The 16,938-nt window shown below is 67.1% G+C and carries 15 protein-coding genes; 5 read left to right on the top strand and 10 right to left on the bottom strand.

The genetic code is table 11. The annotated features are described in order from the left end of the window. Nucleotides 1-75 precede the first annotated feature (75 nt). Both dnaE and ACFQU0_RS12115 read right to left on the bottom strand, forming a co-directional pair. A complete protein-coding gene (gene dnaE, locus ACFQU0_RS12120) occupies nt 76-3,648 on the bottom strand; it encodes a DNA polymerase III subunit alpha (protein WP_382201076.1) in 3,573 nt (1,190 codons plus the stop codon). An 82-nt stretch (nt 3,649-3,730) separates the two neighbouring features. After that, nucleotides 3,731-4,120 (bottom strand): winged helix-turn-helix domain-containing protein, encoded by a 390-nt coding sequence (locus ACFQU0_RS12115; protein WP_382201074.1) that lies wholly within the window; start codon nt 4,118-4,120, stop codon nt 3,731-3,733. A gap of 75 nt (nt 4,121-4,195) precedes the next feature. On the opposite strand from ACFQU0_RS12115, the gene modA reads away from it, so the two are divergent. The 3 genes from modA to ACFQU0_RS12100 are packed head-to-tail and all read left to right on the top strand — an operon-like array spanning nt 4,196 to nt 6,761. Next, a complete protein-coding gene (gene modA / locus ACFQU0_RS12110; protein ID WP_382201072.1) occupies nt 4,196-4,981 on the top strand; it encodes a molybdate ABC transporter substrate-binding protein in 786 nt (261 codons plus the stop codon). A gap of 2 nt (nt 4,982-4,983) precedes the next feature. Next, entirely contained in the window at nt 4,984-5,652 is a 669-nt protein-coding gene (gene modB / locus ACFQU0_RS12105) for a molybdate ABC transporter permease subunit (RefSeq protein ID WP_382201071.1), read from the top strand. Next, nucleotides 5,649-6,761 carry an ABC transporter ATP-binding protein gene (locus ACFQU0_RS12100; protein WP_382201069.1) on the top strand — a complete coding sequence of 371 codons (1,113 nt, stop codon included), beginning with the start codon at nt 5,649-5,651 and terminating at the stop codon, nt 6,759-6,761. The genes modB and ACFQU0_RS12100 overlap by 4 nt, the downstream gene beginning before the upstream one ends. A gap of 12 nt (nt 6,762-6,773) precedes the next feature. Here ACFQU0_RS12100 and ACFQU0_RS12095 read toward each other — a convergent pair whose 3' ends face one another. Further along, a complete protein-coding gene (locus ACFQU0_RS12095) occupies nt 6,774-7,760 on the bottom strand; it encodes a Bug family tripartite tricarboxylate transporter substrate binding protein (RefSeq protein ID WP_382201067.1) in 987 nt (328 codons plus the stop codon). Between the two features lie 37 nt (nt 7,761-7,797). Further along, nucleotides 7,798-8,991, bottom strand: coding sequence for an FAD-dependent monooxygenase (locus ACFQU0_RS12090; protein WP_382201160.1), 1,194 nt, complete (start codon nt 8,989-8,991; stop codon nt 7,798-7,800). 75 nt (nt 8,992-9,066) lie between these two features. On the opposite strand from ACFQU0_RS12090, the gene ACFQU0_RS12085 reads away from it, so the two are divergent. After that, nucleotides 9,067-10,623 carry a diguanylate cyclase gene (locus ACFQU0_RS12085; RefSeq protein WP_382201065.1) on the top strand — a complete coding sequence of 519 codons (1,557 nt, stop codon included), beginning with the start codon at nt 9,067-9,069 and terminating at the stop codon, nt 10,621-10,623. Nucleotides 10,624-10,629: 6 nt separating this feature from the next. Here ACFQU0_RS12085 and ACFQU0_RS12080 read toward each other — a convergent pair whose 3' ends face one another. The 6 genes from ACFQU0_RS12080 to ACFQU0_RS12055 all read right to left on the bottom strand — a co-directional run bounded on the left by ACFQU0_RS12080 (nt 10,630) and on the right by ACFQU0_RS12055 (nt 16,214). After that, a complete protein-coding gene (locus ACFQU0_RS12080; protein ID WP_382201063.1) occupies nt 10,630-11,682 on the bottom strand; it encodes a VWA domain-containing protein in 1,053 nt (350 codons plus the stop codon). A gap of 21 nt (nt 11,683-11,703) precedes the next feature. Continuing rightward, nucleotides 11,704-12,663 (bottom strand): DUF58 domain-containing protein, encoded by a 960-nt coding sequence (locus tag ACFQU0_RS12075; protein WP_382201061.1) that lies wholly within the window; start codon nt 12,661-12,663, stop codon nt 11,704-11,706. An 8-nt stretch (nt 12,664-12,671) separates the two neighbouring features. Beyond that, entirely contained in the window at nt 12,672-13,679 is a 1,008-nt protein-coding gene (locus tag ACFQU0_RS12070) for an AAA family ATPase (protein WP_382201059.1), read from the bottom strand. Between the two features lie 18 nt (nt 13,680-13,697). Continuing rightward, on the bottom strand, nt 13,698-14,654 hold the full coding sequence (locus tag ACFQU0_RS12065; RefSeq protein WP_382201057.1) for a S1C family serine protease: 957 nt from the start codon (nt 14,652-14,654) through the stop codon (nt 13,698-13,700). Between the two features lie 144 nt (nt 14,655-14,798). Continuing rightward, a complete protein-coding gene (locus ACFQU0_RS12060) occupies nt 14,799-15,791 on the bottom strand; it encodes a S49 family peptidase (RefSeq protein ID WP_382201055.1) in 993 nt (330 codons plus the stop codon). A gap of 30 nt (nt 15,792-15,821) precedes the next feature. Beyond that, entirely contained in the window at nt 15,822-16,214 is a 393-nt protein-coding gene (locus ACFQU0_RS12055) for a Rieske (2Fe-2S) protein (protein ID WP_382201053.1), read from the bottom strand. Nucleotides 16,215-16,294: 80 nt separating this feature from the next. Here ACFQU0_RS12055 and ACFQU0_RS12050 point away from each other — a divergent pair, with 80 nt between their 5' ends. Next, complete coding sequence (locus tag ACFQU0_RS12050; RefSeq protein ID WP_382201051.1) at nt 16,295-16,873, top strand: histidine phosphatase family protein; 579 nt, start codon at nt 16,295-16,297, stop codon at nt 16,871-16,873. Nucleotides 16,874-16,938 lie beyond the last annotated feature (65 nt).

Here is a 16,938-nt window from a genome sequence, read left to right as displayed (position 1 = left end):
CAGACACCCGCGCCAGAGCACTTGTTTTGAATCAGGTGCGAGGTTAACCCGGTTTAAGGGTCAACGTGTCGCCGTTCAGTCGAAGACGATTTCGGCTTTTTGCTGATGCGCCTGGGCCGTCCAGCTGGCCAAAGCCGCGTCGCTGGGGTAGAACAGCGCCCGCTCGTCGAGCTGGATTTCGCAACGCGCACCGTGGCGCTCCAGCGCGATGCGCACCGGCAGGCCCCGCACCAGTTCGCCTTGTTCGGTCATCTCGCGCACGGGCGCAAAGGTCTTGACCAGTTCGGCAATCGGCGGGTTGCTGCCGTTGACCGCCACACGCAGGTACTTGCCAAATCGGCAGCGGGCGGTGGGCAAGTCCCACACCTGGGTGATCTTCAGGCGCAGGCCGCCCGAAAAACGGTCGTGTTGGGCCTGGGCCATGACGATGATGAGTTCGTCGTCCTTGAGCAGGTGCTTGTGGGCGTTGATGAGGTTCTCATCGGCCGAGGCTTCGACCGTGCCGGTCTTGTCATCGAGCTTGAACAAGGCCAGCTTGCCACGCTGGCCGTTGATGACCCGCAGGTCGTTGACAATGCCGGCCAGCAACTGCTGGTCACGCGAATCCACCAGATCGGCCAGCGGCGTGCGCGCAAAACGCCGCACCTCGCGTTCGACCTCGTCGAACAGGTGCCCCGAGAGGTAGAAGCCGATGGCGGTTTTTTCGAACGTCAGACGCTCCTTCACCCCCCAGGGCAGCACCTCCACCAGGCCAGGCTCCTCGGTGCTGGCGCCCGGGCCTGCATCCATCATGTCGAAGAGGCCGCCCTGGTTGGCGTTGGCCGCCTGGGCGGAGGCAAAGTCGAAAGCGCGCTCGACCGACGCCAGCAAGGCCGCGCGGTTGAGTTCGATGGCGTCAAACGCACCGGCCTTGATCAGCGCCTCGACCGTGCGTTTGTTGACCCGCTGTTTGTCGATGCGAACGCAGAAGTCGAACAGGCTGGTGAAGGGCCCGGTGCGGTCGCCGAACTCGCCCGAACCCCGCCCCTCGCGCGCGGCCACGATGGCCTCAATCGCCTGCTGGCCGGTGCCCTTGACAGCGCCCAGGCCGTAGCGGATGACCTTGTCGCTCACCGGCTCAAAGCGGTAGTTGCCCCGGTTCACATCGGGCGGCTCGAAGCTGAGGCCGAAGTTTTTCTGCGCGTCTTCGAACAACACCTTGAGCTTGTCGGTGTTGTCCATTTCCACGGTCATGTTGGCGCAGAAGAACTCGGCCGTGAAATGCACCTTGAGCCAACCGGTGTGGTAGGCCAGCAGTGAGTAAGCGGCGGCGTGCGACTTGTTGAAGCCGTAGCCCGCGAACTTCTCCATCAGGTCGAAGACCTCGTCGGCCTTGTCCTGCGGGATGCCGTGGGTGGCCAGCGCGCCCGCGCGGAACTTCTCGCGGTGCTCGGCCATTTCCTCGGCCTTTTTCTTGCCCATCGCGCGGCGCAGCAAGTCGGCGCCACCCAGCGAGTAGCCGCCCAGGATCTGCGCCGTCTGCATCACCTGCTCCTGGTAGACCATGATGCCGTAGGTCTCGCTGAGCATGTCGGCCACGGCCGGGTGCGGGTATTCCACCGGCTCCTTGCCGTGTTTGCGGTTCACGAAGCTGGGGATCAGGTCCATGGGGCCCGGTCGGTACAGCGCGTTCAGGGCGATCAGGTCCTCCAGCCGGCTGGGTTTGGCGTCGCGCAGCATGCCCTGCATGCCGCGGCTTTCAAACTGGAACACGGCTTCGGTCTTGCCTTCCGAGAACAGCCGGTAGGTGGGCTTGTCGTCGAGCGGGATGTTCTCGAAGGCGAAGTTGGCCTGGCTCTTGTGCCGCTGGACGATGAATTCCTTGGCAATCTCCAGGATGGTCAACGTCGCCAGACCCAGGAAGTCGAACTTCACTAGGCCCACGGCCTCCACGTCGTCTTTGTCGTACTGGCTCACGGCCGATTCGCTGCCCGGCTGTTGGTAGAGCGGGCAGAAGTCGGTGAGCTTGCCCGGCGCGATCAGCACGCCCCCCGCGTGCATGCCCACGTTGCGGGTCATGCCTTCGAGCTTTTGTGCCATCTCGACCAGGGCCTTGACGTCTTCCTCTTGCTCGATGCGCTCGGCCAGCAGGGGCTCGGCGGCGATGGCGTACTTTTCCATGTCATCGCCTTTGAGGTCGGGCGGCGGGTACTGCAGCGTGACCGGCTTGCCCGGCTTGTTGGGGATCAGCTTGGAGATGCTGTCGCAAAAGCCATAAGGAAAGTCCATCACGCGGCCCACGTCGCGGATGGCCGCGCGCGCGGCCATGGTGCCGAAGGTGGCGATCTGGCTCACCGCCTCCTTGCCGTACTTGTCCTTCACGTAGTCGATCACCCGATCGCGGTTGGATTGGCAGAAGTCGATGTCGAAGTCGGGCATGGACACCCGCTCGGGGTTGAGGAAGCGCTCGAACAGCAGCTTGTATTCCAGCGGGTCCATGTCGGTGATCTTGAGGGCATAGGCCACCAGCGAACCCGCGCCAGAACCCCGGCCCGGCCCCACCGGGCAGCCGTTGTTCTTGGCCCACTGGATGAAGTCGCCCACGATGAGGAAGTAGCCGGGGAAACCCATCTTGAGGATGGTGTTCAGTTCGAACTCCAGGCGCTCTACGTAACGTGGCCGTTCCTTGTCGCGGCGCGCCTCGTCGGGGTAGAGGTGGCGCAGCCGTTCCTCCAGGCCCTCAAACGACACATGACGGAAGTAATCCTCGGTGGACAGGATCTGCCCATTGACCGGCGGGATGGGGAAGTTGGGCAGTTGCGGTTTGCCCAGCACCAGGGTCAGGCTGCAGCGGCGCGCAATCTCCAGCGTGTTGGCCACAGCGCTCGGCACGTCGGCAAACAAGGCCACCATCTCGGCCGCGCTCTTGAAGTGCTGGTCGCGGGTGAATTTGCGCACGCGGCGCTGGTTGCCCAGAATCTCGCCTTCGGAGATGCAGACCCGGGCCTCGTGCGCCTCGTAGTCTTCGGGCGCCATGAACTGCACCGGGTGGGTGGCCACCACCGGCAGGCCCAGGCGCGCGGCCAGGGGCACGGTGGCCTGCACCAGGCGCTCGTCATCGGGGCGGCCCGCGCGCTGAATTTCCAAGTAGAAGCGGTGGGTAAATACGCCCGCCATCTGCAACGCAAGATCGGCAGCGCGGGCGCTGTCACCGCCCAGCAAGGCCTGGCCCACCGGGCCGGCATGGGCACCCGACAGCAGGATGAGGCCCGCGCCCAGTTCTTGCAGCCACTCCCATTTGACCAGCGCCATGTCGCGCACCACGTTGCGCGTCCAGGCGCGCGCCAGGATTTCGCACAGGTTGAGGTAGCCCTCGCGGTTCTGCGCCAGCAGCAGCACCCGGGGCATGGGCTGGGCATTCGGGCCGGCGCCGGGGGCCACGGCAGCATCGGCACCCAGGCCTTGCAGCATCACCTCCACCCCCAACACCGGCTTGAGGCCGGCGCCCCGTGCGCCCTTGTAGAACTTGATGCCACCAAACAGGTTGTTCAGGTCGGTGATGGCCAGCGCGGGCTGGCCATCGGCAGCGGCGGCGGCCACCGCCTCGTCGATGCGCACGGTGCCGTCAACGACGGAAAATTCGGTGTGAAGGCGAAGGTGGACAAACATGGACCGATTTTAGGGAGCTTGGGAGCCGGTCCCGGTTCATGTCGCGGTTCCTGCCGCCCAGGTTCCCACGGCGGCCGGGCGTTCACGGCTTTCGCAACAGACCCAGTACCCCACCCAAGTGCGGCTGAGCGGCCTGCAAGGCCGCCGCATCTGCGGCACGGTACGCCGCCAGCACGGTCTGTCCAGTGGGGGTGAGCGCCGCGCCACCGCCGGCCGAGCCCCCCCGCTGCTTGACCACCAGCGGCGCCTCAAACGCGGCGTTCATGGCCTGAACCAGCGACCACACGCGCTGGTAGCTCATGCCCAGGCGCCGCCCTGCCTCAGCGATCGACCCGGTTTCGGCCACCCCCTGCAACACGTCGATCCGCCCGGGCCCGAGTTGGATGTCTGCACCGCTTTGCACGCGCAAGCGCACCCGCACCTGGGTGGTGGGGTCCAGCGCTGGCGTGGTGTGGGCAGGCGGGTGGCTCATGGCAAGCGATATCTTTGTTCGGAGATAACCCGATATACTTCGCGACAGATATCGTACTTCGAACCCACACGCGACATGGCCATCCACCTGCTGACCCGCCGCACGCTGTTGACCCTGCTGGGCGCATGTGTCAGTGGGGTTGCAAATGCACAGCCAACGACCATCACCGTTGCGGCGGCGTCCGACCTCAAGTTTGCGCTGGAAGACGTTGCCGCGCAGTTCGAAAAGGGCACGGGCCAGCGCCTGCGCTTGGTGTTTGGTTCTTCGGGCAACTTCTTCACACAAATCCAGCAAGGCGCGCCCTTCCACCTCTATCTGTCCGCCGACGAAGCCTACGTGTTCAAGCTCGCCGACGCCGGCCTGACCACCGACCGGGGACGCCTGTACGCCCTCGGCCGCATCGGGCTGTTTGTGCCCAAAGGCTCGCCCGTGAAGGCCGATGGGGAGCTCAAGGATCTGGCGCGCGCATTGAAGGCCGGTGAGGTGCACAAGTTCGCCATCGCCAACCCAGACCACGCGCCCTACGGCGCCCGCGCCCGCGAAGCGCTGCAGCACGCGGGCCTTTGGAACGCCCTGCAACCCAGGCTGGTGCTGGGCGAGAACATCTCGCAGGCCACCCAGTTCGCGGCCAGCGGCGCCACGCAGGGCGGCGTCATTGCCCAGTCGCTGGCGCTGGCGCCGCAGATGGCGGCGCAAGGCGACTTCGCGCTGATTCCCGCCACCTGGCACCAACCGCTGGCCCAGCGCATGGTGCTGCTGAAAAACGCCCCTCCCGCAGCGCGCGCCTTCTACGAACACCTGGCCACACCCGCTGCCCAGGCCACGCTGGCGCGCTACGGTTTCAGCCGGCCCAAGCCCTGAACATGGATTGGCAGGCACTCGCGCTCTCGGTACAGCTGGCCCTGGCCACGTTGCTGGTGCTGCTGCCGGTGGGCTTGCTGAGCGCGCGCTGGCTGGCGCGCAGCCGCTCGCCCGCCAAGCCCTGGCTGGAAGCCCTGGTGATGCTGCCGCTGGTGCTGCCACCCACCGTGTTGGGCTACTACCTGCTGGTGTCGCTGGGGGCGGCCTCGCCGCTGGGGCGCTGGGCGCAAGACACGCTGGGCCTGTCGCTGAGCTTCAACTTCCTGGGCCTGCTGCTGGCGTCGGTGGTGTTCAACATCCCCTTCATGTTGCAGCCCATGCAACGTGGCTTCGAGGCCATTCCGCACAAGCTCATCGAAGCCGCCACCGTCAACGGCCTGAGCGCCTGGGCCACCTTCTGGCGGGTTGAGCTGCCACTGGCCTGGCCCGGTGTGATGTCGGCCATGGTGCTGACCTTTGTGCACACGCTGGGCGAGTTTGGTGTGGTCTTGATGGTGGGTGGCAACATTCCCGGTGAAACACGGACCATCGCCATCGCCATCTACGACCGCGTGCAGGCCTTCGACCTGCATGGCGCGCACCTGATGTCGCTCACCCTGCTGGTCTTCTCCACGCTCGCGGTGGTGGCCTCGCTGTGGGCCGGGCGGCGGACCCCGGAAGGCGCCCGGTGACACTGCGTGTGCACATCGCCCAAGAGACGCCCATGCGCCTGCGTGGCGGCTTTCACTGCGAGCCCGGCCAAATGGTGGCGCTGGTTGGCCCCTCAGGCGCCGGCAAAACCTCGCTGATGCGCGCCATCGCCGGCCTCATGCGGCCACAACACGCGCGCATCACCGTGGGCGACGCCTGCTGGTGCGACAGCGCCGCCGGCCTGTTTGTGCCACCCCAGCAGCGCCGGGTCGGTCTGGTGTTTCAGGACTACGCGCTCATGCCCCACATGACCGCCCAACACAACGTCGCGCTGCCCCTGCACGACCCCGACCGCCTGGCGCGCGCGACCGACATGCTGCGCCGCGTGGGCCTGGCACCCGAGCTGTACACACGCCGCCCGGCGCAACTCTCCGGCGGCCAGCAGCAGCGTGTGGCGGTGGCCCGCGCCCTGGTGCGCGACCCGGCGGTGCTCTTGCTCGACGAGCCGTTTTCGGCGGTGGACCAGATGAACCGGCGCACGCTCTACGCGTTGCTGGCCGAACTGCGTGAGGACATCGCCGTGCCCATGGTGCTGGTGACCCACGACCTGACCGAAGCACGGCTGCTGGCCGATGAGCTGGTGGTGATGGCCGACGGCGAAGTGCTGCAGCAAGGCCGACCCGAGGTCATCCACCGCTCGCCGCGCAACGCCCGGGTCGCCGATCTGGTGGGCATCGTCAACCGTTTTGAGGGGCGCTGGGAAGGTGCGGCCGACGCCCCCGGCTGGGGCCTGATGCGGTGGCTGGGGGCGGCAGGCGACGGGCCGCAGCTGCGCGTGCGCGACAAAGGCAAGGTTGAACGCGACCAACATGTGACCTGGGTCATCCCCGGCGAGGGCCTGGCCCTGTGCGATGGCACCCCGCCCACCGACCCGCGCTGGCTGTGCCTGCTGGCCCAGGTGCTGACCCAACACCACCTGGGCGACGTGACCTTGTTGCGCCTGCAGACCGATCAGCCGACCGGCACCACACTGCAACTGATGTTGACCGGGCAGCCCCACACCCAGTTGCCCGCCGTGGGTGACACGGTGCGGCTGCGGCTGGACCTGTCGCTGGTCCACATCATGCCCAGCCGCACGGTCTCCGCCTGAGGCACGCGCCCGTTACTGCGGGCGTATGTTGTTGCGGCGAATCACCTCGCCCATTTCAGCCGTGTCGCGCTGGATGCGTTTGGCCAGGCCTTCGGCCGAGGTGCCGGCCACCTGCCAGCCCTGGTTGAACAGCTTCTCACGCACCTCGGGGCGGCGCACGATCTCGGCCAACAAGGTGGAGAGTTTGTCCACCACCGGCTTGGGCGTGTGGGCGGGTCCCGCCACCGCGTTCCAGATTTCCAGCTGGAAACCGGGGATGCCGGCATCGGCCAGCGTGGGCACATCGGGCACCAGACTGCTGCGCCCGGCCGAGGTGACACCCACCGCCTGCAGCTTGCCGGCCCGCACCTGGGGCATGGCCAAGCCGGGCGGCAGCAGCGCAAGCTGCAGGTCGCCCGCGATCAGGGCGGTGATGACCTGCGGGTTGCCTGGGTAGGGCACATGCACCGGCGCCAGGCCCGCCTTGGTTTTCAGCAACTCCATGCCCAGGTGGGCCACGGTGCCGTTGCCGGGTGTGCCGTAGTTGATCTTGTCACCACCCTGACGCACGGCGGCCAGCACGGCCGGTGCGCCGGCAGGCAGTTGGGTGGAAGCGGCCAACACCAGGGGCGCGGTGGCCAGCAGGCTCACCGGCGCCAGGTCCTTGAGGGGGTCGTAAGTTGTCGCCGGGTTGAGCAACTTGGCAATCGTCATGTTGCCGTTGATCATCAAACCGAAGGTGTGGCCGTCGGCGGCTTTGGCCACAAAGTCGGCGGCGATGTTGCCACCGGCACCGGGCTTGTTGTCCACCACCACCGGTTGGCCCAGCGCCTGCGCCAGCGGCTCGGCCAGGGTGCGGGCGGTGAGGTCGGGCGAGGACCCGGCCGGAAAACCCACCACCAGGCGCAGCGGCTTGGTGGGCCAGGCGGTTTGTGCCACGGCGACGGAAGTGGCCAGTGCGAGGGTGCTGGCCGCCACCAGGTTGAGGGCGGTGCGGCGGGTCAGGAAACGTTTGGTCATGGGCGGCATCGGGTTCAGGTGGGAGAAAGCGGTGATGTTAAGCCGACGGTGGCCCGCTGTAGAGCGCCGGCACGTCGAGCAACCGTTCACCCAGCACGGCCATGGCCAGGTTGCGTCCCCAACTCAAAGGGGGCACCAGGTGAAAAATGCGTCCGTTGCGCCGCGAACGTGCCTGCACCCAGGCGTTGCGCGACCAACGTTGGTCTGCCCATTGGCGCAACAGGCCGGCAGGAGCGGCCAACGCGCCGGCTTGGCCCGCGAGCAGCCGGCCCAGGCTCCAGGCGTCTTCCAGCGCCATGGCCGCACCTTGTGCCAGGTAGGGGCGCATGGGATGGGCGGCATCGCCCAGCAGCGCCACGCGCCCGCCGCCGTGGGCCTGCGGCCCAGTGATGACCGGGCGCTCGAACAGCGGCCAGCGCAGCCATTGCGGCACAGCTTGCAGCACCGATTCGAGCGCCGGCGCCACGCGGCCCATGGCGGCACGCAGCTCGGTGGGGTCGGCGGCGTGGCTCCAGTTCTGGACATCGCCGTCCAGCCGACCCTGCACAATCACCACCACGTTGAGGTGTTCGTCGCGCCGCACCGGGTAACACACCGCATGCATCCTGGGTCCCAGCCAGGCCACCACGTCGCGCTGCCGCTGTGCCGGTGGCAACCCCGATTGGTCCACCAGCCCCCGGTAGGCGATGTGGCCGGTGGGAACGGGCAGCTCGTCGCCCAGCAGCGGCGCCCGCACGCGGCTCCACAAGCCGTCGCAACCGAGCAGCAGGCGCCCGCTGACGGTGGCGTTGTCCGTCAATTGCGCCACCACCTTGTCTTCACTGGCCTGCCAGCCCAGCACCGTGCGCCCCAAACCAAGCTCAACCTCAGGCTGCGCCGCCACCGCCCGCCACAGCAAGGCATGCAAGTCGGCGCGGTGCACCGTGGCATAAGGCTGGCCATAACGGGCCTGCGCCCGCTCACCCAGACGCAGCCGCCCCAGCGCCGCCCCGCCGGGCGCGTCGCGCACCACCAGGGCGTCTGGAAAAGCCGCGACCTCGCGCAAGGCGTCGAGCAGCCCCCAATCGGCCAGCACCCGCACCGCGTTGGGCCCCAGCTGCAGGCCTGCCCCCACCTCGGCCAAACGCGCGGTCTGTTCGAACAGGCGCACGTTCAGGCCCGCACGGGCCGCGCCCAGCGCGCCCGCCAGTCCGGCGATACCGCCACCGGCCACCAGCACGTCGGTGTCAATCGGGTGTGTCATGGGGTGCGATTGTGACGTCAGCCAGGGGCTGCCGAGCCGCCGCGCGCGTATCATGGGTTGGCCATGGCCCTGCCACCGCCCTCCCCCCATGTGCTGCGCTACCGCCCGCTGCCGCTGAGCCTGTTGTGGCGCCGGCATGGGGACCAAACCCTCACTGGCCTGCGGCTGGCATGGTGGGTCAGCCTGGCCGCCAGCGTGTTGTTGGGGCTGGCCACGGTGGCTTTCGGCTGGTCGGGCCTGTCGCTGCGCTTTGGGGGCGCCAACCTGCACCTGACCGTCTACCCGCCTTTGACGCTGTGCACGTTGTGGGTCTTGTGTGTCGGGTTTTGGTGGGGTGCCATCCCCGCCTACCTCGCCACGCTCTTGTTGGCCCTGCAGGCAGGCATGGCGCCCGAGTGGGCCGTGGTGTTCGCGCTGTCCAACCCCCTGGGTTATTTTGTGCTGGCGGTGGCCTACCGCGCTGTGCAGATGCCGGTGCCCCCACGCACCGGCAGTGCGGTGCTGTTTTTTGTGGCCGTCGCCTTCATCGCCTCGGTGTTTGGCGCCACCGGCTCGTTCATCTGGTCGTACACCGGGCAGGTGGGTCCGGAGGCCGCGTTTGCCATCTGGCAAGGCTGGTGGCTGGGCAGTTTTCTACAGACACTGGTGTTTGTGGGGCCCCTGCTGGCCTGGCTGGGACCGCAGGCGATGGTGTGGCGCGATGCGCAACTGCCACGCCACGCAGACCAGCTGCTGCCCCGCTGGCAACTGTTTGCGGCGTCGCTGCTGGGTGTGGGTGGGGTGCTGATTTTTCTGTGGCTGTCCTTCCACCTCGGTCGTGGCGCCTGGTCGGCATTGCCAGCGCCGACCTCGGCCGACGATGCCAGGCGTCTGCTGCAATTGGTGAACGAGTACACCTTGGCCGTCTACTGGATCATCACCGTGTTGACGCTGGCGGTGCTGTTCCTGGGACACCACTTTTTCACGCACTGGACGGGCGCCCTCGAACGTGCCCGAGAAAGAACCGCCGTCGAGCGCGATCTGGCGGTGCAACGCCACCACGAGGCCGAACTGGCGCGGCAGGAACTGGCGGCCCGCATCGAGGAAATCCAGCTGTTGCAGGCCCAGTTGCGGGAACAGGCGGTGCGCGACCCACTCACCGGCCTGTACAACCGCCGCCATCTGCAGGACGCCCTGCCCCGCGAACTCAAACGCGCCCATCGCGCGGGCGCCCAGGTGGCGGTGGTGGTGATGGACCTGGACCACTTCAAACGTGTCAACGACGAACACGGCCACGCCATGGGCGACCACGTGCTCCAAGCGGTGGCCGACCTGCTGCAGGCACAGACACGCGCCGGCGACTTTTGCGCCCGCTACGGCGGCGAAGAGTTCTGCCTGGTGTTGCCAGGCGCCAGCGCCAGCCAGACGGTGGCGCGCCTGCACCTGCTGCAACAGACCTACGCCGAGCTGTGTGTGGAACACAGCGGCACCCGCCTGAACGGCTTGGGCTTTTCGGCCGGGGTGGCGGTCTACCCGCAGGACGGCGACAACGACAGCGCCCTGCTCAACGCCGCCGACAACGCCCTCTACCGCGCCAAGGCCGAGGGCCGCAACCGCATCTGCCTGGCGGCAAAAGCATGAGCCCGCTCAGGCAATGCGGTTGAACCACAGCAGCGACAGCCCCGCCGACAGCGTGGCCAACACCGCCGCCAGCAGCGCCAGCAGGCTGGAGATTTCGGTCTCCTTTTTCTCCACCGTCAGGCGGGTGCTCAGGGTCTCGTAGACCTTTTTGAGGTTTTCGGCCGTGCCGGCGTAGTAGTACTCGGCCTGCGTGCGGTCGGCCACTTCCTTCAAGGTCTCCTCGTCCAGTCGCACCCGCATGGACCACCCTTCAAACCCGATGGTTTCGCCCTCTACCGTGCCCACACCCACGGTGTAAACACGCACGCCCCGATCGGCGGCCATCTTGGCGGCCTCCATGGTGTCCACGCCGGTGGTTCGCTGGCCATCGGTCAGCAAAATGATGGCCGCCGACGAGTAAGAGCCTGGGGGCACGGGCGTGTGTTCCTTGGGCTCCGACGGTTTCTGGTCGATGGCCATGCCCCGCTGGCGGTCGCGCCCGTAGACCATGGACGACAGATCGATGCCGGCATCGGGGAAGATTTCAGACAAGGACACCACGATGGCGCTGCCAATGGCGGTGGCGCGCTGGAGCTGGAACTTGTCGATGGCGACCACCAGGTCTTCGCGGCTGAGGGTGGGCGACTGCACCACCTGCGCGGTGCCGGCAAAGGCCACGATGCCCACCTTCACATGGCGCGGCAGCTCGGCCAGAAAGGCCTTGGCCGCGTTTTGTGAAGCCACCAGGCGGTTGGGCTCCACATCGGTGGCACGCATGCTGCCCGATACGTCCATGGCCAGAATGATGGTCTGCTGCAGCGACGGCAAGCTGAGTGTGGCGAACGGCCGCGCGGCGGCCAGCAGCATGGCTGTGAGCGCCAGCAGGAACAGCACCGGGGGCACGTGGCGCCGCCACTGCGAGCCACCGGCCATGGCTTCGCGCACGATGGCCAAACTGGCGTATCGCACCGCCGTTTTTTTCTTGCGCCGCAACAGCCAAAAATACACCAGCAACAACAAAGGAACGATCAGCAGCAGCCACAGAAACTGCGGCCAGAAGAAGGTGAGCGGGATTTTCATGGCCATCCTCCTGGGTTGACGTCAGGCGGCGTTGAGGTGGGGCGCCGGGGCGGCACCCCGGTGTTGTTGGCGGCGGCGGCGCAGGTCCACAAAACGCAGCAGCGCGTCGACCAGGTCGTCGTCGGTGGACAGCTCCAGCGTGTCCACCCCGGCCTGCGCCAGGCTGTCGCGCAGCTCGGCCTCGCGCTGGGCCGCAATGCGCGCAAAACGGCGGCGAAATGCGGCGTCGTGGGTGTCCACCACCAGGTGCTCACCGGTTTCGGCGTCGCGCAGCGTAAGCAGGCCCAGGTCGGGCAGCTCCAGCTCCAGCGGGTCGAGCAGGCGCACGGCCACCACGTCGTGGCGCAACACCAGCCGCCCCAGCGCCTGGTGCCAGCCGGGCTGGCTGATGAAGTCGGACACCACAAACACGGTCGAACGTCGCTTGAGCACGGGGCTGGCTGCGGCCAGCAAATCGTGCAGGCGGGTGGTGTCGCCGTCGGGTGGCGCCACGTCGGGTTCCCGCATGGCATGCAGGATTTCCAGCAGGTGCTGGCGGCCGCTGCGCGCCGGCAGAACGCGGTGCAGCCCACCGCCGTACAACAACGCACCAATGCGGTTGCCATGCCCGGCCAACAAGCGCGCCAGCACCGCCACAAATTCGCGCGACAGACGGCGTTTGGTCTGGGTGTTGGAGCCAAAGTCCACCGAGGCGCTCAAGTCCAGCAGAAACCACGCGTTCATGTCGCGGTCTTCCATGAATTGGCGCACGTGGGGCAGGCCCAGGCGTGCGGTCACATTCCAGTCGATGTGGCGCACGTCGTCGCTGGGCTGGTACTCGCGCAGGTCGGCCAGGTCCAGCCCGGTGCCGCGCATCAAGGTCCGGTGGTCGCCCTGCAACAGGCCGTCCAGGCGTTTGAGCACCGTCCACTCGATGCGGCGCAACAGCGCGGCCGCCGATTCGACCGGGGGCGCGGGGTGGGCGGGCAAGCTGGACGCCATGGCGGGCCTCAGGCGGCGCGTTGCTCGTGTTCCAACGGTTTGGCCGGCGGGGGTATCTTGGCCATGATTTTGTCCACCACCTGCTCTGGCGTGAGGCCTTCGGCCAGCGCCTCGTAGGACAAGACCACGCGGTGGCGCAACACGTCGGGCACCAGGTCCACCATGTCCTCGGGCAAGGCGTAGCTGCGCCCGCGCAACATGGCCAACGCACGCGCGCCTTCGGTGAGGCCAATGGTGGCGCGCGGGCTGGCGCCGAAGGTGATGAAGCGGCTCAGGTCTTTGAGGCCATGGGCCTCGGGTTTGCGCGTGGCAGACACCAGCTTGACCGCGTACTGCACCAACGACGGATCGACATAGACCTGCCGGCATTGCGCCTGCAAGGCGGCCAGTTGCTCGGTGCTGGCCACGGGCACCACGTCGATGCGCGGGCCGGTGACCCGTTCGACGATGACGTACTCCTCCTCGTCGGTGGGGTAGTCCACCAGCACCTTCATCATGAAGCGGTCCACCTGGGCTTCTGGCAACGGGTAGGTGCCTTCGGTTTCGATGGGGTTCTGGGTGGCCATCACGAGGAAAGGCTCAGGCACCTTGTGCGACTCGCCCGCGATGGTGACCTGGCGCTCCTGCATCACCTCCAGCAACGCGCTCTGCACCTTGGCCGGTGCGCGGTTGATTTCGTCGGCCAGCAGCAGGTTGGCAAACACCGGGCCCAGCGTGGTGCTGAACTCGGCCGTTTTCTGGTTGTACATGCGGGTGCCCACCAGGTCGGCCGGCACCAGATCGGGTGTGAACTGGATGCGTTTGAACTGCCCACGCACCGCCTGCGCCAGCGTCTTGACGGTCAGCGTTTTGGCCAGCCCCGGCACGCCTTCCACCAGCAAGTGGCCCTGGGCCAGCATGGCCACCATCACCCGCTCCAGAAAACGGTCCTGCCCGACCACCACGCGTTTGACTTCATAGAGGATGCGCTCCATCAACTGGGCGGTGGCGGGGTCTTGTTGGCGGACATCGCTCATGTGAGTTCCTTGTGTGGGTCAGAACGGGGGCAAGCCGGCGGCTGAGGCGGCGTTCTCGATAGGCACCGCAAAACCGATGCCCACAAAGGTGCGGGCCGAGGTGGGGTTGAGGATGGCGGTGACGATGCCCACCACTTCGCCGTCCATGGTGACCAGCGGCCCCCCCGAGTTGCCGGGGTTGGCAGCGGCATCAAACTGGATCAGGTTGGTCATGGTCTGCTTGCCTTCGGGCGAGCGGAAGGAGCGGCCCAGGCCCGATACCACGCCGGCCGACACCGAAGGCCCGATGCCAAAGGGAAAACCCACCGCCACCACCTGATCACCCGGTTGCAGGTCGCCGGTAGAACGCATGGTGGCGGCATACAGGTCATCGGGAATTTCGTGGGCCTGCAGCACGGCCAGGTCGTTTTCGGGCTGCGCGCCGGTCATGCTCGCGTCGGCCTCCAGCCCATCTGCAAAAGCCACGCGGATTTTTTTGGCGCCGCCCACCACATGCAGGTTGGTCAGGATCACGCCTTTGTCCACGATGACCACCCCGGTGCCTACGCCCATTTCCACCTCTTCACCGGTTTTGGGGTGTTTGCCATAGGCCATGACACGCACCACCGAACCCGCCACCGCTTCTTGCGCGCGGGCCGCAGCCGACGGCAGCACCTGGGTTTCCAGCGTTTTGAGCACCGCGGCATCGATGGTCTTCTGGGTGAGTGGCCTGCTGGCAGGCCCGGTGCGCCACAGGTTGAGCAGCAGCAACGTGGCCAACACGCCCATGCCCAACCAAAGGGCGGCGGGGTGGGCAGCCCAGCGCTGCCAGCGCGGTGCGGCGGCTGCAACCGTTGCCGTCGAAGGGGTGGCGGCAAGCGCCGTTGAGACCGGTGGTGTGTGTGGTGAGGACGCTGCAGCGCCCCCAACCGCGTCCGTCGTTGCCGGGGGCAAGGACGCGGCGCGCCGTGAGCTGTACAAGGGCCTGCGCTTCATGGCCGGCCCCCGCCCACCTGTGCTGTGCTCGAACCTGCCGCCATGCCCCACCTCGCTGCTGTGTTGCTACGAGGCCATTGTGGCAGCAGGTGGCGAATTTGTCAGAGCCTCGGCGGCGAAAACCCACCTGCGGTTGCGGGCCTCTCAACGCAGCGACAGCCCGCCGTGTTGCAAGGCCTTGACGGCGCCCTCGCCCACGGCCGCGCCAAACCGGCGCGCCAGGCGCGAAGCCACATTTTCGCGCTGGGTGTAGTCCACAATGTCTTCGGCCTTGACCACATCGCGGGCCACCTGGTCCAGGCTGCCCAGACCGTCGGCCAGGCCCAGGGCCACCGCCTTCTCGCCGCTCCAGACCAGGCCACTGAACATCTCCGGGGTTTCCTTGAGGCGGTCACCACGCCCCTTGCGCACCACGGCAATGAACTGGTTGTGAATTTCGCTCAGCATGGACTGCGCGTAAGCACGCTGCACCTCGCTTTGGGGGCTGAAGGGATCGAGAAAACCTTTGTTTTCACCCGCTGTGAGCAAGCGCCGCTCCACGCCCAGTTTGTCCATCAAACCGGTGAAGCCAAACCCGTCCATCAACACACCTATGCTGCCCACCAGGCTGGCCTTGTCCACGTAGATGTTGTCCGCTGCGGCGGCGATGTAATAGGCCGCCGAGGCGCAGGTTTCCTCCACCACCGCATACACCGGCTTGTTGTGCAAAGCCTTGAGGCGGTGGATTTCGTCGTTGATCATGCCGGCCTGCACCGGGCTGCCGCCGGGCGAATTGATCAGCAGCACCACGCCCTGCGAGCCGCTGTCCTCGAAGGCCTGGCGCAAGGCCACCACCACCTGGTCGGCACCGGCTTCGGTGCCGTCCGCAATTTCACCCTGCACCTCGATCAAGGCCGTGTGCGGTGTGCTGACGCTGGTCGTGGTGGGCACTTGCGCGAACAACAGCCACGCCACCGTGCCCAGAAATCCCAGCCACAGCAGGCGCAGGGCCACCCGCCAGCGCCTCGCGGCACGTTGCTCCTTGAGCTGGGCCATCAACAGCCGCTCCAGCGCTGCGCGCTCCCATCCGGGGGTGGCGGAGGTGGGGGTGGCCGGTGTGGCGGCGCTGGGGGCATCGGAAACGCGAAAGTCTTCCATGGGGCTGATAAAAAAAGTGGCGCCGCGCGCTCAGAACTGCACCGGCTTGAGGTGGTATTGTGACCGCCAGAACACAACACCGTCGCGCTCCTCGGTCTCGATCTTCATCAGACCACCCCGCCCCGGCCCGCCCACACACTGCCCGCTGTCGGGCCGAAACATGGCGCCATGGGCGGCGCACACGATGTAGTGGCCGGTGAGGTCAAAAAATCGGTCGGGCTGCCAGTCCATCTCCATGGCCACGTGGCTACAACGGTTGAGGTAGGCGTGCACTTGGCCGGCATACCGCACGGCAAAGGCGCGGCAGGTTTGGCCGGCGTAGTTCACATCAAACGAGCACGCCAGCCCGCTGTTGACCAGCTCGCTGGCCTGGCACACAGGATGCCAGTCGTCTCCGGTGGGGTCGCTTTGGGGGGTCTGCATGTCCCTGCTTGGGCAACTGTTGGCCGCGTTCATCAGAATGGGAAGCTCCATTGTGTGCGAGTTGCCCCAGGACGCCGACGATGAACCCCGATTCCCCTGCACGCCGAACCCTGTTGCTGGCCGGCGCCACCCTGTTGTGTGTGCCACAGGCACGCTCCCAAGCTGGCCTGGTGGCTTTCTGGCACGCGGCCCAACAGCCCGGCACGGTGATTTTGATGCGCCATGCCCAGACCGAGCCCGGTGTGGGCGACCCGCCGGGCTTCCGGCTGGACCAGTGCAGCAGCCAGCGCAACCTCAGCGACGCCGGCCGGGCCCAGGCGGCCCGCGTGAAAGTGGCTTTTGCCGATCAGGGCATCACACCGGCTGAGGTGCGCAGCAGCGCCTGGTGCCGCTGCCTTGACACCGCACGCCTGGCATTCGGCCCAGCCACCATTTGGCCGGCCATCAACTCCACCTTCCAGGGCCAGGGCGACCCCGAACAGGGCAAAACTCAGGTGCTGGCCGCCGCGCGCGCCTGGCGCGGCCCCGGCCCACTGGTGCTGGTAACCCACCAGGTCAACATCAGCCACATCACCGGGGAGTTCACCGCCATGGGCGAAATGCTCGCAACGCGCCACATCGAGGGCCGGCTGCAAGTACTGGCACGGTGGATGGCCTGAACCCGCGTCAGGCTGGCATCAGCCCGAGGGCTAAGATGTTGGGTTGAGCCCGCGCCGCACGTGCG

The organism is Hydrogenophaga defluvii (assembly GCF_042665235.1).
Classification (GTDB): Bacteria; Pseudomonadota; Gammaproteobacteria; order Burkholderiales; family Burkholderiaceae_C; genus Hydrogenophaga; species Hydrogenophaga defluvii_A.
The sequence above is the reverse complement of the archived record's forward strand: the minus strand, read 5'-3'. Positions and strand labels throughout refer to the sequence as shown.

What these genes read in the sequence shown, in the direction of transcription:
- ACFQU0_RS12055 (WP_382201053.1), bottom strand. Translation starts at nt 16,214, where the DNA reads ATGCAGACCCCCCAAAGCGACCCCACCGGAGACGACTGGCATCCTGTG.
- ACFQU0_RS12115 (WP_382201074.1), bottom strand. Translation starts at nt 4,120, where the DNA reads ATGAGCCACCCGCCTGCCCACACCACGCCAGCGCTGGACCCCACCACC.
- ACFQU0_RS12065 (WP_382201057.1), bottom strand. Translation starts at nt 14,654, where the DNA reads ATGAAGCGCAGGCCCTTGTACAGCTCACGGCGCGCCGCGTCCTTGCCC.
- dnaE (WP_382201076.1), bottom strand. Translation starts at nt 3,648, where the DNA reads ATGTTTGTCCACCTTCGCCTTCACACCGAATTTTCCGTCGTTGACGGC.
- ACFQU0_RS12050 (WP_382201051.1), top strand. Translation starts at nt 16,295, where the DNA reads ATGAACCCCGATTCCCCTGCACGCCGAACCCTGTTGCTGGCCGGCGCC.
- ACFQU0_RS12070 (WP_382201059.1), bottom strand. Translation starts at nt 13,679, where the DNA reads ATGAGCGATGTCCGCCAACAAGACCCCGCCACCGCCCAGTTGATGGAG.
- ACFQU0_RS12075 (WP_382201061.1), bottom strand. Translation starts at nt 12,663, where the DNA reads ATGGCGTCCAGCTTGCCCGCCCACCCCGCGCCCCCGGTCGAATCGGCG.
- ACFQU0_RS12095 (WP_382201067.1), bottom strand. Translation starts at nt 7,760, where the DNA reads ATGACCAAACGTTTCCTGACCCGCCGCACCGCCCTCAACCTGGTGGCG.
- ACFQU0_RS12080 (WP_382201063.1), bottom strand. Translation starts at nt 11,682, where the DNA reads ATGAAAATCCCGCTCACCTTCTTCTGGCCGCAGTTTCTGTGGCTGCTG.
- ACFQU0_RS12060 (WP_382201055.1), bottom strand. Translation starts at nt 15,791, where the DNA reads ATGGAAGACTTTCGCGTTTCCGATGCCCCCAGCGCCGCCACACCGGCC.
- modA (WP_382201072.1), top strand. Translation starts at nt 4,196, where the DNA reads ATGGCCATCCACCTGCTGACCCGCCGCACGCTGTTGACCCTGCTGGGC.
- modB (WP_382201071.1), top strand. Translation starts at nt 4,984, where the DNA reads ATGGATTGGCAGGCACTCGCGCTCTCGGTACAGCTGGCCCTGGCCACG.
- ACFQU0_RS12085 (WP_382201065.1), top strand. Translation starts at nt 9,067, where the DNA reads ATGGCCCTGCCACCGCCCTCCCCCCATGTGCTGCGCTACCGCCCGCTG.